The organism is Nitrobacter sp. Nb-311A, from assembly GCF_000152905.1.
In the GTDB taxonomy this organism is placed as follows: Bacteria; Pseudomonadota; Alphaproteobacteria; order Rhizobiales; family Xanthobacteraceae; genus Nitrobacter.
The window spans coordinates 25,526-39,588 of the sequence record NZ_AAMY01000002.1 but is presented as its reverse complement, the minus strand read 5'-3'; the positions used below and the strand labels follow the sequence as shown (position 1 = coordinate 39,588).

The following is a 14,063-nucleotide window of genomic DNA, read 5'->3' as shown; positions in this document are numbered from 1 at the left end:
TGCGAGTCGGGTCGGGCTAATCTCAATCCCTGATCGGGACTTAGGTTGTCGAGGGAATGATGACTGGCTTTCCACAACGACAACATGACCGCGCCGCCGCGCGTCGCCTGTCTCGTTTGCTTGCGGCGAGTGCGATGCTGCTTATTACTGAGGTCGTGGATTATCCTTCCGAAGCCGCAGAACTCAGTCCGGGAATCTCGCAGCTTTATACCTCGGTTTCGATCTATCCCCCGACTGCGGAGTCCATGACGGTCTGTTACGGCTTCGTCTGCCGGCGTCGCGAAACTCTCGACTTCAAGTCTGCGGACAGGGCCGCGTTAAGGCGGATTCTGGCGGCCGGTCGCTCATCGGCCGCTGCGGAACGCCTGGCGATCCAGAAGGCGGTGGTCTGGTTCGATCGCCGAATGGGGTCGATCATCGGCACCGACAAGCGCGTAGCGCGGGCCGATTTCCGCGCCGGCGATGACAAGCACAACTTCGATTGCTGGGACACAACGCGCAACGTGACGAGTCTGTTGCTGGTCCTGCAAGGCTGGGGACTTCTCAAATTTCACACCGTAGGGAGTCCGCATTATCGCGGCAATACGCTGGTCTTGCAGACTCCGCATAACACCGCAGTGCTGCTGGAGCGCGCCACGCGCGTGGAGTGGGTCGTTGACATGTGGACGCGCGGGTTTGCGCAATTACCTGATGTCATGCCCGTGGATCAATGGATCAAGCAAGACTAAAGCAACGCATCCTGCGCGACTTTGCCACGAGGATCACCAATCGCTATCGCCGGCGGTTTCAGTCTGCGCGCGGATCGCGTATACCTGATGTCGTCGGCGGAGCCTATGTCGTTCGTCCCGGAATGGATCGCGCCTGCCAGGATGCGCTTTTATCCGGCCTGAAGGATCGCGTTATCGCGTCAAACCTTCAGGTTTTCGGCTGAAGTCTTGCCTCGGTTGGCAACTTCCTCGAACTCAACCGTCTGACCTTCGTTGAGCGTTGAAAGACCTGCTCTTTCCACGGCTGAAATATGGACGAATACATCCTTGCCACCTCCGGCCGGCTGGATGAAACCATAACCCTTGGTCGGGTTGAACCACTTCACAATACCCTTAGCCATTCCCAAGTCTCCGCAGATTTGAAACGGTCGTCGGTCCCGGGAACCGGCTTGTCCGACGGCGCACACGATACGCGGTCTCGGCCCGGCTTGGTAGATCAAACACAAGGATCGCAATATCTGAGGGAGTTTCTTGACGGCCGGTACAATTTTGCCACAATTCTGAGGCCGGCCGCCAGGGCACAATATCTTGCCCGCCCGGCCGGCAAGATCCACCGCCCGGGAGAACGGGTCTCCAGGCCGATGTCCGGCTTGCGACATCAATACGTAGCAGCCAGATACTCGACGATCTTGCCGATGTCGGCCTCGTCGATCTGCGCGCCGTACGCCTTGATCATCTTGTTGACCTCCGCCTGCCAGAAATCCTTTTTGAACTTCGGGCCGCGCGGCTGGGTCATGATGTAATCCGCGGAGTGACAGGCCAGGCAATTGTTTTTCACGACGCCGAGATTGGGTCCGGCTTTGAATTCGATCGTTTCACGCGGGAGCTTGTAGGAAAGCGGTTCGGCGGTAGCTGTCGTCGGGGTAAAGGCGCAGACGCTCGCCGCCAGCCCGGCGGCGGTCACAAGGGCGAGAACGGCTGAACGCATCATGGGCTCTCCTCACGAGACCGTCACCCGAACGGTCTCGGTGACATTGCGCATGTAGCCGGCCGGGTTCCATCTGGCCTCAGCCGGCTGCGCGTCGCCGCCGTTGCTGGTGGCGCGGACCTTCAGTTCATGCGGCCCGGCGGTGAGCTTGACCGGAATCTTCCATTCACGGAACGCGTATCTGCCGTAGTCCCGGCCGAGCCGCGCGCTCTTCCAGGTCTTGCCGTCGTCGACGGAAACCTCGACATTCCTGATGCCGGTGCCGCCATCGAACGCGATCCCTTTCAAAATCCTTCCGCCGCGCCTGAGTTGCGCGCCCTCGGGGATGTTGGTGATGAAGGAGCGGACATTGAGCCTGTTGATGGGGACCGTTGCTTTCGGCGTGGTGCCCGGTTCGACGCAGGCGCAGCCATTGTCGGGAATACGATAGGCCGTCTTCATCCAGAAATTGTCGTAGGTGCTGTCGATGACGGTGATCTCATTGAGGTGCTTCATCCAGTAAGTGCCGTAATATCCGGGAACGACGAGCCGGAGCGGAAAGCCGTTCAGGAACGGCAGCTCCCTTCCGTTCATCAGATAGGCCAGCATGACTTCGCCGTCGCGCGCGTGATCGACATCGAGCGCCTTGGCGAAATCCGGCGTCCTGTCGCTGACGGGGCCGTCCATGCCTCCGAAAACCACCTGCTTCGCGCCGGGCTGTACGCCGGCCCGATCGAGCACTGTCTTGAGCGAAACGCCGCGCCAGCGTGCGTTGCCCATCGCCCCGTGACCGAGCTGGCCGCCCGCGACGCGTGGATTGAAGAACCCGCGGCTGTTGCCCGAACACTGATTGACCGCGACGATCTCCGTCTGCTTCATCTTCTTGATGTCCTGAAGCGACAATTTGAGCGGACGATCAACCTTGCCCTTGATCTCAAGCGTGAATGTGTCGGGATCGATGTCGAGCGGGATGTCGGCAAGATGATAGCGGACAAAAAAGGCGTCGTTCGGCGTGATGGGACCTTCGTTGAAAACCGGGAACGGTGTTTCGAGTTGGGGTGGCCGGCTGGTGATCCCGATCATCGGACACTTCTGCGGATATTTGACCAGCGGGCGTTCGCCGTTGTCGAAGGGCATCGTCACGCTGTCGAGCGCCAGGGCTTTGAAAAAAGGGGTCAGCCCGACGCTGAGCGCCAGTCCCGCGCCGATGCGTTTCAGCACGTCACGTCTGTCCGGCATGGCGTCCTCCAGGGTTCTTATCTAGAGCGTTTTCGAGCGAAGTGGACACCGGTTCGCGTGAAGAAAACGCGACCAAACAAAATCATAGAGCCCGCTTCTGATTCTATCAGAAGCGGAAGGGCTTCTAGGCGGTCATTCATCCGGAAAGTCTCGCACCGCCAGCCGGCAAGTCAATCGCTGCCTTCGCGTGATGGAAGGGCGGATATCTATGTGGAGATCGCTTTCCGGGGCCGTTGATTGACACCGGAGGCACAGTGGTCAAGAAAGCGTGACCGAAGCTACCGGAGCGAGGGTGTGCGACGGAGGCAACCTCGGCATCCAGATGATCATCGCTGATCCTCATAAACCCTCGCCGTGCCAGGAACGTCCCGCGCGTTCGTCACTGCTTTGGTTTGCGGCATTGATCGCTGTGACGACGGCGATGCGATGGGTTTTTGCCAGTGTCCTGGAACTGCGCACGGACGAGGCCTATTACTGGACCTGGTCGAAGGAAAATACGCTGTCCTTCCTCGATCATCCCCCGATGATCGCGTGGTTCATTCGTTTCGGCACCTCGATTTTCGGTGATACGAATTTCGGCGTCAGGTTTGCCGGGCTGCTGGCGATGCCGATATCGCAGTTGCTGCTGGCCGACATCGTGCGTCGCGTCACGCGCGACATGCGCGCCGCTCTGCTGGCGGTTCTGATGATGGAAGCCGCGCTGTATTACGGCCTGCTGATGGCGAAGGTCGCGCCCGACACCGCGCTGATTCCGTTCGAGCTGGCGATGGTGTGGTCGCTGGTGCGGCTCACGGAAAGCGGCGATGCGCGCTGGTGGCTTGCGGCCGGCCTTTTCGGAGGGCTTTCGCTGCTGTCGAAGCTGACGGCTTTGATGCTGATCCCCGCGATTGCCGCCTTCATCCTGGTGCCGGACTGGCGCCTGCGCTGGCTGCGCAGCCTGTATCCATGGCTTGCGGTGTTGATTGCCGTTGTGGTGTTTTCGCCGGTCCTGATCTGGAACGGGATGCACGACTGGGCCTCCTTCAGGTTTCAGTTCGTTCGCGCGACAGCGGCGCATGATTTCAACCTTCGCACGCTCGGCGATTACATCGGCCTTCAGCTCGGTCAGGTCGGGCCGGTCCTGCTGCCGGTGGTGTTGTTCGCCGCAGGGCTCACGGCATGGCGCGGCTATCGGCATCGCGATCCCGTCGCCGTGCTGCTGTCGACGGCCGTGCTTGTCCCGTTCGGGTATTTCTTCTGGAAGTCGCTCACTCTTCGGGTCGGCGATACCTGGCCGATGTTCATCTGGCCGCTGGGCTTTGCGGCGGCGGCGATCGACATCGCGATGCGGCCGCGCGAAAGCTGGCCGGCATGGATGGTGAAGGGGTCAATATTCTGGGCCAACATTGCGATCGCGTCGGGCCTCTGCATCGTCGTCGCGGTCTTTCTGTACTACACTGTCAGTCCGTGGAATTTCATCGGCAAGACCGATCCGATCGGAGGCGAGGCGGGATTCGCGCAGGTGGCGAGCCGCGCTGAAGGCGAAATGCAAAACTCCGGCGCAACCTGGATCGCGACAACCGATTACCGTGTTTACGCGATGCTGCGCTGGCATCTCAGGGATCGCGTGCCGGTGATCCAGATCAACGAGCGCAGCCGTTTCCTGAGCTTTCGGGATCCGGGTCTCGACAGGATTGCCGGGCATGCCGGGCTCTATGTCGCACGAGAGCCGGATGATGCCGCGATACTGGCCTCGACCACGGCGGTGCTCACACCTCTCGGTCAGGTCCAGCGGGTTTGGCGCGGGCGGGTGATGGATACCTATGTTCTGAAAAAGCTCTCAGGCTGGACGCCCGATCTTTCGCCGCCGCCGGTCTCGCCGTTCTACAAATGGCGACAACTGGCGGAGGACAGGGCGGTGTACCGCCACGTAGTCCTCGCAGACACTGTGCGATAGCTCAGTTGCCGCCGTCTCGCTTGCGCAACAGATCTTTTGCAAGATCGCCCAGCGCGGGCCGTGGCAGCGCCGTGAACGGCATCGGCCGGGTGACGTCGATCGCCGCCAGCCCGAGACGGGCGGTCAGCAATCCGTTGAGGACGCCTTCGCCCAGACGGGTCGACAGTTTCGCGGCGATGCCCTGTCCGAGCATCTGCTGGATCAGCGTGTCACTGGCCGCCATGCCGCCGGTGATTGCGAGATGCGCGATGACGTGGCGCATCAGGCGGATCATTCCGAGCGTGCCCGGCCTTCCGCCATAGAGGCGCGCGAGCTGTCGCACCAGCCGCATCGCTGCGGCGAAGACGAACAGCACATCCACGACGGCGCGGGGACTGATCGCGGTGACGATCGATACACGCTGCGCCGCCACCGACACGAGTCGGCGCGCCTCCTGATCGAGAGGAGCCATCAGTTCGCGCTCCGCGAGCCGCACCAGATCGGCGCCGTCGATGATATCGGCGCGATGGCTCCGCAATGCTGCCCGCGCCCGCGCCAGATGCGGGTCGTTGTGGGCGAGCTTCACCAGGTCACGCACGACCGCATCGGCTCCTTTGCGATCATCGGCCGCGATCGCAGCCAGCGCGCGCCGATGCAGGTTCTCGATCGTGGCGAGGCGGGCAAGCCCCGCGATCTCGCGTACCGCGATCACGATCGACGCGATGACAAACAGCGCCGCCAGCGTCAGCCCGAGGAAACCAAGCCCCTCGCTGCGTGCGAACAGGTCACCGATCAGGTTGATCGCGCCGAGGATGGTGCCGAGCAGGATGAGCCCGGCGAGCGATGACCAGAACAATACCCCCCAGCGGAATCCCTTGCGTGCGGGGACCGGAGGCATCTCCAGCGGTTCCGGCAGCAGCACGGGCTCGGGCTCGGGTTCCGCTTCCGGCGTGATGCTGATGCTGCCGCGAGCAGGCCGGGCAGCGGCCTCGTCGCGTTCCAGGACCACGACGTGCGGATCGTCGAGCTTGAATGTGACGGGACGGCGCTGGCCGGAACGCTCACTCATTGCAGTCGGTCTCCGATCAGGAACTGGAGCGCCCGGTCGAGGCGGATATGAGGCAGCGACGGCTCGCCGGCTCCTTCGTTTTGGAGGCGCGGAGGACGGAAGCGCAGAAAGCGGAAATCGGCCTGATCCATAGCGGATGTCGATAGCCCGCGGAAAGCACCGTTTCCACTGAATAGGCTCTTGACATCCTCGGGCAGGTCGCCCGGAAACGTCGCCACCTCGGTGTTGCCGTCGAAGGTTTCGCCATTGGCGGCTTCGCCGGCGAGGGGAGTGCCGAGAATGGACGGCAGTTTCTCGCGGCCGCATCGCACCTGCGCTTCGCGCGTGGCGCGGACCGCCGCCAGCGCGACGACATCGATGGCGGCGCCGGCGACTTCAGCCCGCGAGGCGGCGCGCTCCACGATGCGTCGAAGGATCGCCTCAAGCCGATCATGACTGATATGGTGCAAATGATCTGCCTTGGTGGCGGCGAACAGGATTCGATCTATCCGCGGCCGGAACAGTGTGCTCAGTAGCGTGCTGCGGCCGACACGATAGCAATCGAGAATTCCGGCAAGCGCCGCCTCGAGATCATATAAGGCTTCCGGCCCCGCATTGAAGGCGGCGAGCGTATCGACCAGCACAATCTGGCGGTCGAGCCGCGAGAAATGATCGCGGAAGAACGGGCGAACCACGAGATCCTTGTAGGCCTCGTACCGCCGCCGCATCATTGTCCAGAGTGATCCGTCAAGCGGGATTCCGCCGGCGGGCAGATCAAGCGGCGCGAAGGTGAGCGCGGGCGAGCCGGCGAGGTTGCCGGGCATCAGGAAACGGCCGGGCGGCAGCAGGCTCATGGCGAAACGCTCGTCCCGGCACGCGCGAAGATAGTTGGTGAACAGCCGCGCCGCGGCGAGCGTCGCCTGTTCATCCTCGCGCGCGGAAGGCCGCAGCGTTGCGAGATGCTCGTGCCATGCCTGTGCGAGGCGCGCGCGCGGCTGTTGCCGCGACAGCGCCAGGCTCTCCGCCGACCATTGTTCATAACTTTTGTCGAGCAACGGCAGGTCGAGCAGCCATTCGCCGGGGTAGTCGACAATATCCAGCGTCAGCGTCTGGTCCGAACCGTTTTGCCGCTGATAGCCGATCACCAGCCGCAACTCGCTGATGTCGACCGTGGAACTCGGCCAGCGGCGTTCCGCGATCAGCGTATTGACGTGATGTTCATAGTTAAATCGCGGTATGTCATCGTCCGGCTGCGGGGCAAGCTGGGCGCGGGCGATGCGGCCGCTGGCGAGAGATTCAAATACCGGAAACCGGCCGCCCCGCGATAGGCCATGCACCAGCGCCGTGATGAACACGGTTTTGCCGGCGCGTGACAGGCCGGTCACGCCAAGCCTGATCGTCGGGTTGAAGAAATTTTCGCCGTAGTCCAGCAGCGCGCGTGCCGACAGGCGCGCTTCTTCAACGATATCGGAAAAGCTGGCGGCCATGTTGATGTGATGTCGGTGATGAAGCTTGCAATGGCGCACATATGGTTCGCGGGCAACCGGAAAGTGGCGATTGCCGAGCCGGAATCAAGTTTCTGTATCCAGATGAATTGTACATCAATTAGGTTGAGGTTTCGTTGACCCGCGGGCACGGCTGCGCGTGACGTTGAAAACGATATCGAAGCTGCTCGGCGAAGCCCCGCTTATAGCTCTGTCGGCCTCGGAATGGCCCGAGCTTCTTGGTAAGCGAACGAAACGATGCGGACGACGTCTCGAGATGGTCGCAGTTCGCCTTAAAAAATCCTTGCGCCGGCTAACGATCTCACTTCTCCCTCGAAAGTCGTTGATCTAGCAGCAAAGCCCGATGGCGGACAGGCGAGCGTTTGGCGTGCGTTTGCCCGCATTCGAGCGCAGCATCGACGATTTCGGCGGCTTTGCATGAAGTCACAATTTCGGCTTTGCCCGCTCCGCAAGCCAAAATTTTTCCCTCTCCTGTTTGTCGTAAAAGAAGATTAACTACTCGCATAGATTGTATTCGCGGGTATTGGGGAATGATAATCATGAGCTTTCTATCGGCATCTCGCGATGCGAACGCGAAACTCGACGCGCTGAACAGGTCTCAGGCCGTCATCGAGTTCACTCTCGAGGGGACCATCATCACCGCGAATATGAACTTTCTCAACACGATGGGATACACGCTCGATGAAATCCGCGGCAAGCATCACAGCTTGTTCGTCGAGAAGGAACGTCGTGACAATGCTGAATATCGCGAATTCTGGGATTCGTTGCGCCGCGGCGAATATCATGCGCAAGAGTTCAAGCGAATCGCCAAGGGCGGGCGACCAGTCTGGATCCAGGCTACCTACAATCCTCTGATAAACGCGCGCGGCAAGCCTTACAAGGTGGTCAAGTTCGCGACCGACGTCACGATACAGAAGCTGCGCAATGCCGATCATGAAGGTCAGTTGAAGGCGATCCATAAGTCGCAGGCCGTGATCGAATTCAGGCCCGACGGTAGTATCATTACCGCCAACGATAATTTCCTTAAGACGGTCGGTTACCGTCTGGACGAGATCCAGGGCCGCCATCACCGCATCTTCGTCGAGCCGGAGGAGCGTGACAGCGCGGCTTACCAGACATTCTGGGAAATGCTCCGGCGCGGGGAATATCAGGCCGCCGAGTATAAGCGGATCGGCAAAGATAACCGGCCGGTCTGGATCCAGGCATCCTACAACCCGATCCGGGATGCGGACGGGTCTCTCATGAAGGTGGTCAAGTTCGCCACCGATGTGACGGCCCAAGTCGAAGACCGCATGCGTCGTATCAGTCTGCAGAAATCCATCGATGCGGACCTCGGTCAGATCACCGAATCCGTTGCCGCGACGTCGGAGCGCGTTAGCTCAGCCGCCGATGCTTCCACGCAAGCTTCCGCCAACATGCAGGCTGTTGCGGCCGGTGCTGAGGAACTCGCGGCGTCGGTCGGCGAGATCAGTCGGCAGGCAGCGGACGCGCTCGCTATCTCCCAGCAGGCGGTCACGCAGGCGAACGAGACCGGCGCAATCGTTGCCGGACTTGCGACGGCCGCGCAGAAAATCGGCGACGTCGTGAAGCTTATCAACACCATCGCCGAACAGACCAATCTGCTCGCGCTCAACGCCACGATCGAGGCGGCCCGCGCAGGCGAGGCCGGTCGTGGTTTTGCGGTGGTTGCTTCGGAAGTGAAGAGCCTGGCATCACAAACCGCCAAGGCCACCGAGGAAATCAGCGGTCAGGTTGCCGAAGTTCAAGATACCACCGGCAGTGCGGTGGGGGTCATCGAGGCCATCACCCAGACCATATCGCGGATCAACGAAATATCTGCGGCCATCGCTGCGTCGGTCGAGGAGCAGGCGTCCGTGACGCAAAGCATCTCATCCAATATGCAGGTTGCGGCCAGGGGCGTTGCCGATATCACGGCAAACATGAGTGAGATAGCCGGCGTCACGCAGTCCGTCGACGCTGCAACCCGCAAAGTCAAGGAGGCATCGCGCGCGCTGGCGTAAGCGCTGGTATTGAGGCCGTTGCGCCACCACTTCTCTCCGTTATCTCGCCATGGCATGATTGCTTCGGGGATAAAACGCGATCGGTCTCCGGTCGCGCCTGCGGGAGATTTCGCGGTGACCATTGCCAATAGCCCTGATGCTTTCAATTTTCATCTCGGCGAAACCGCCGATGCAATCCGCGAGATGGTCCGAGATTTTTCTGCAAACGAGATCGCGCCTCGTGCCGCCGAGATCGACAGCTCCAACCATTTTCCACGCGATCTCTGGCCGAGGCTCGGCGCGCTCGGTCTTCATGGGATTACGGTCGAGGAGGATTACGGTGGCGCCGGCCTCGGTTACCTCGAGCACTGCATTGCGATGGAGGAAATCTCGCGCGGTTCGGCTTCGGTCGGATTGTCCTATGGCGCTCACTCCAATCTCTGCATCAATCAGTTGCGCCGCAACGGTAGCGAAGCGCAGAAGCGCAAGTATCTGCCGAAGCTGATTTCCGGCGAGAACGTCGGCGCGCTGGCGATGTCCGAGCCGGGCGCCGGTTCTGACGTGGTCTCGATGACGACTCGCGCGGACAAGAAGGGCGACCGCTACGTTCTCAACGGCAGCAAGATGTGGATCACCAACGGGACGATCGCGGAAACGCTCGTGGTCTACGCCAAGACCGACACCGCGGCGGGCGCACGCGGCATCACCGCCTTTATCGTCGAGAAAGGCATGAAAGGATTTTCAACCGCGCAGAAGCTCGACAAGCTCGGCATGCGCGGCTCCGACACCTGTGAACTGGTGTTCGAGGATTGCGAGGTGCCCGAGGATAACGTGCTCGGAGACGCTGGCCATGGCGTCAGCGTGCTGATGTCCGGTCTCGATTACGAGCGCGCCGTGCTCGCTGCCGGCCCGCTCGGCATCATGCAGGCTTGCATGGATATCGTGATGCCGTACGTGCATGAGCGCAAGCAGTTCGGGCAGCCGATCGGCAGCTTTCAGCTCGTGCAGGCCAAGGTCGCCGATATGTATGTCACCATGAATGCGTGCCGCGCCTATGTCTATGCGGTGGCGAAGGCGTGCGATCGCGGCGAGATCACGCGCGAGGACGCAGCAGGTGCGATTCTTTACTCCGCGGAGAAGGCGACGCAATGCGCGCTGGACGCGATCCAGCTGCTGGGCGGAAATGGTTATATCAACGATTATCCGGCCGGCCGCCTGCTGCGCGACGCCAAGCTCTATGAAATCGGCGCCGGCACCAGCGAAATCCGCCGTATGCTGATCGGTCGCGAGCTGTTCGAGAAGAGCGTCTAAAGCGCCGCTTTGATGGAATCAGAAGCGGGACGCTCAGATTTTGATCTCACGCGTTTCTTCACGAAAGCCGGATTACATCCTCCGGTCAGGCCCGAGAATGTGTTTGGCTTGAAAACGGTTAGAGCCTGTTTCAACTGCGTTGAATCAGACTCGTCGCTTGTCTTGTTGTTTGAGCATGATCCGAAAACCGGTTTCCACTCTTCGGGACCATGATCTAGTTCGTGACGACGACCTTCGTGCCGACCGATACGCGGTTATAAAGGTCCACCACGTCCTCGTTAGTCATGCGGAAACAGCCCGAGGATACCGCCCGACCGATCGTCTCCGGCTCGTTGGACCCATGAATCCGATAGAGCGTCGAGCCAAGATACATTGCGCGCGCGCCGAGCGGGTTTTCGAGACCGCCTTTCATGAAGCGCGGGAGATCTGGACGCCGGCGCAGCATCTGCGAGGGCGGCGTCCAACTCGGCCATTCCTTCTTGGCGCTGATTCGGTGGACGCCGCTCCAGCGGAAGCCATCGCGTCCGACGCCGATACCGTATCTCAGCGCCTGGCCTTGGGGGAGGACGAGATAGAGCCTTCGTTCGCCGGTCCTTATGACAATGGTGCCCGGCGCGTACCGGCTCGGGAAATAGACAAGCTGTCGCGGGATCGGACTTGCGGATGTAAAACCGGAGCCGAAATTCATGAAGTCGCCCGTATCGACATACTGGGCGGAAGCGGACTTCACATTGAAACCAAAGGCGATGGCAATCAAAAGGGCCAAAATGCGCGTCATTATTTCCTCGCATCAATCGATTTCATTGTGAGACAGGCCATAATTCGCCCGATTTCGCAAGTCGCTCGCCATGCGGGGGATACTTCTTTCCCGCTGGCGTTGCGGAGAAAGCATCAGCTGATTCCTGCTTTATGCGGGTCCGCCGGCGGTCACGGTGCAAGCCCCGGGTGAGGACGCCGCGCAATGTCGATCTCGGGTCACCGAAAATTGAAAAGCGGAGCGCAAGGATGAACGGCGCTGAAAGTCTGGTCCGGACGCTGATCAAAAGCGGCGTGGACATTTGCTTCGCCAATCCTGGCACGTCAGAGATGCATTTTGTCGCGGCGCTGGACCGGGTGGAGGGAATGCGCTGCGTGCTCGGGCTGTTCGAAGGCGTGGTGACCGGTGCTGCAGACGGCTATTTCCGTATGAAGGGCGCGCCGGCTTGTACGCTGCTTCATCTCGGTCCAGGCCTCGCCAATGGCCTCGCCAACCTTCACAACGCCAGGAAAGCCAGTTCAGGCATCGTCAATATCGTCGGCCAGCACGCCCTCCACCATATCGAATGTGACGCTCCGCTGACCTCGGATATCGAGGGGCTGGCCCGCCCGATGTCGGCCTGGGTCCGCACCTCGCCGGATTCAAGATCGGTCGCTCGAGATGGTGCCGCGGCCGTCGCCGCGGCCAAGAGCTCGCCGCCGCAGGTCGCAACGCTGATCCTGCCCGCCGACGCCGCATGGGGCGATGCCGATGGCGTTGCCGAAGTCACCCAGACGTTGCAGCGTCCGGATTATTCGCCGGAAGCGATCGATAGCGCGGCGAAGATCCTGCGCGGCCGCGGCGAGACTCTGCTTCTACTCGCCGGTAGCGGGCTGACTGAAAGGGGATTGGCGTTTGCCGCCGGCATCGTCGGCAAGACAGGCTGCAAGGTGATGGGCGAGACCTTCAGCGCGCGCATCGCGCGCGGCCGCGGCCGCCTTTACGTCGATCGCATTCCCTATCCGGTCGGACAGGCACTGGACGTTCTGAAGCCCTTCAGGAACATCATCCTGGTGGAAGCCAACGATCCCGTCGGTTTCTTCGCTTATCCGGACAAGCCGAGTTTCTTGAAGCCGGAAGGCTGCGACGTGTATCGCATGACGGCGAAGGGCGAAAATTCCATAGCTGCGCTGGAAGCACTGGCGAGTGCTGTCGGTGCCGGACTGCGGGATGCGAAACCGCAGAAGCCAATCGAAATTGGATGGCCGAAGGGGCCGCTCAATCACACGGCCATCGCGCAGGCGATTGCGATGGCGATTCCGGAAAATGCCATCGTCGTCGACGAGGCGATCACAACGGGCCGTGGACTCTTTCCGCCGACAGCCTTCGCCGCGCCGCATGATTGGCTGCAGAACATGGGCGGTTCGATCGGATTTTCGACGCCGGTGGCGATCGGCGCTGCGGTCGCCTGTCCCGACCGCAAAGTGGTCTGCTTGGTCGGCGACGGCAGTGCGATGTATACGCTTCAATCGCTATGGACGCAGGCCCGCGAAGGCCTCGATGTCGTTACCATCGTTTTTTCCAATCGCATCTATCAGATTCTGCGAGGCGAATTCGACGGCGTTGGCGCCGGCGAGCCCGGCAGGAAGGCCATGGACATGTTGAGTCTCGACCGTCCCGCGCTCGACTGGATGGCGCTTGGCAGAGGCATGGGCGTGCAGGGCCGCGCCGTGACCACGGCCGATGAGTTCAGCAAGGCGCTTGCTGAGGCGATGGCCGAAAAGGGGCCGCGCCTGATCGAAGTACAGATGTGACGACGGTGCGGAATGCAGGCGTGAGCAATGGCCGATGCGCCGAGCACGGCAAGGTGGCGTCCAGGGCGCGCGAGCCTCAATGAGCCTGACCTATGTCATTCCCGACATCCACGGCCGCTTCGATCTATTGAGTGAAGCCTTGCACGAGGTTCATGTTCATGCCGCCGGCAACGGCGGTACGCTCATCATGCTCGGCGATTATGTCGGCAAGGGACCGGACAGCAGCAAGATCATCGCCCGCTTGCGGCGCGGAATGCCGCCGCGCTGGACCTTCGTTCCGCTCAAGGGCAATCACGATGCGATGATGGTTTCGGCGCGGCACGATCCAGCGACAATAACGCATTGGCTGGAGCGCGGCGGCGATGCAGTCGTGGAATCTTATGGCGGTAATCTCCTTGGCATTCCCGAAGCGGACATTGCCTGGCTTGAGACTCTACCTCTCATACATACCGACGCTCACCGGATTTATGTTCACGCAGGACTCGATCGCGGCATCGCGTGCAATGCCCAGTCCGAAACCACATTGCTTTGGAAACGCTATCCCAAGGCGGATATTGCGGGCTTTGAAGGCCGTCATGTCGTGCATGGACACAACTCGTTTGCCGAGGGACCGGAACTGTACAGAGGTCGGACCAATCTCGATACGAGGGCATGGCGAACCGGCCGCCTCGTGACCGGGGTGTTCGACGATGCATTGCCAGGGGGACCGGTCGATTTCATCGTCGTTCATGGCCCGACTCAAGGGATCCAGTGACGACGACCGGCTTCTTTCGTGGGATAGCCTGACGGTTTATCTTGACGGCTGCGCGCGGCGCAGGTCT

The 14,063-nt window shown here is 61.1% G+C and carries 12 protein-coding genes; 6 read left to right on the top strand and 6 right to left on the bottom strand.

Going from position 1 to position 14,063, the window contains the following annotated elements; all coding sequences use genetic code 11:
• Positions 1-134: 134 nt before the first annotated feature.
• Positions 135-728, top strand: coding sequence for a hypothetical protein (locus NB311A_RS00210; protein ID WP_009796364.1), 594 nt, complete (start codon positions 135-137; stop codon positions 726-728).
• A gap of 179 nt (positions 729-907) precedes the next feature.
• Here NB311A_RS00210 and NB311A_RS00200 read toward each other — a convergent pair whose 3' ends face one another.
• The 3 genes from NB311A_RS00200 to NB311A_RS00190 form a co-directional block, all read right to left on the bottom strand.
• A complete protein-coding gene (locus NB311A_RS00200; protein WP_009796362.1) occupies positions 908-1,108 on the bottom strand; it encodes a cold-shock protein in 201 nt (66 codons plus the stop codon).
• 257 nt (positions 1,109-1,365) lie between these two features.
• Positions 1,366-1,698, bottom strand: a complete 333-nt coding sequence (locus tag NB311A_RS00195; RefSeq protein WP_009796361.1) for a cytochrome c — start codon at positions 1,696-1,698, stop codon at positions 1,366-1,368.
• 9 nt (positions 1,699-1,707) lie between these two features.
• Positions 1,708-2,913, bottom strand: coding sequence for a molybdopterin-dependent oxidoreductase (locus NB311A_RS00190; protein ID WP_009796360.1), 1,206 nt, complete (start codon positions 2,911-2,913; stop codon positions 1,708-1,710).
• 421 nt (positions 2,914-3,334) lie between these two features.
• On the opposite strand from NB311A_RS00190, the gene NB311A_RS00185 reads away from it, so the two are divergent.
• A complete protein-coding gene (locus NB311A_RS00185; RefSeq protein ID WP_245256887.1) occupies positions 3,335-4,849 on the top strand; it encodes a glycosyltransferase family 39 protein in 1,515 nt (504 codons plus the stop codon).
• Between the two features lies 1 nt (position 4,850).
• Here the strand turns inward: NB311A_RS00185 and NB311A_RS00180 are convergent, their stop codons facing one another.
• Complete coding sequence (locus NB311A_RS00180) at positions 4,851-5,897, bottom strand: YcjF family protein (RefSeq protein ID WP_009796358.1); 1,047 nt, start codon at positions 5,895-5,897, stop codon at positions 4,851-4,853.
• A complete protein-coding gene (locus NB311A_RS00175) occupies positions 5,894-7,363 on the bottom strand; it encodes a YcjX family protein (RefSeq protein ID WP_009796357.1) in 1,470 nt (489 codons plus the stop codon). Before NB311A_RS00175 ends, NB311A_RS00180 begins: the two co-directional genes overlap by 4 nt.
• 557 nt (positions 7,364-7,920) lie before the next feature.
• On the opposite strand from NB311A_RS00175, the gene NB311A_RS00170 reads away from it, so the two are divergent.
• Together NB311A_RS00170 and NB311A_RS00165 are read left to right on the top strand one after the other, a co-directional pair.
• Positions 7,921-9,402: a PAS domain-containing methyl-accepting chemotaxis protein gene (locus NB311A_RS00170; protein ID WP_040673694.1), complete on the top strand. Its 1,482-nt coding sequence runs from the start codon at positions 7,921-7,923 to the stop codon at positions 9,400-9,402.
• Positions 9,403-9,516: 114 nt separating this feature from the next.
• Positions 9,517-10,692, top strand: coding sequence for an isovaleryl-CoA dehydrogenase (locus NB311A_RS00165; RefSeq protein WP_083780348.1), 1,176 nt, complete (start codon positions 9,517-9,519; stop codon positions 10,690-10,692).
• Positions 10,693-10,906: 214 nt separating this feature from the next.
• Here NB311A_RS00165 and NB311A_RS00160 read toward each other — a convergent pair whose 3' ends face one another.
• Complete coding sequence (locus tag NB311A_RS00160; protein WP_009796353.1) at positions 10,907-11,470, bottom strand: L,D-transpeptidase; 564 nt, start codon at positions 11,468-11,470, stop codon at positions 10,907-10,909.
• Between the two features lie 227 nt (positions 11,471-11,697).
• On the opposite strand from NB311A_RS00160, the gene NB311A_RS00155 reads away from it, so the two are divergent.
• The gene (locus NB311A_RS00155) at positions 11,698-13,242 is read left to right on the top strand and encodes an acetolactate synthase large subunit (RefSeq protein ID WP_009796352.1); all 1,545 of its coding nucleotides are present in this window, start codon (positions 11,698-11,700) and stop codon (positions 13,240-13,242) included.
• A gap of 79 nt (positions 13,243-13,321) precedes the next feature.
• A complete protein-coding gene (locus NB311A_RS00150; RefSeq protein WP_009796351.1) occupies positions 13,322-13,996 on the top strand; it encodes a metallophosphoesterase in 675 nt (224 codons plus the stop codon).
• Positions 13,997-14,063: the final 67 nt, after the last annotated feature.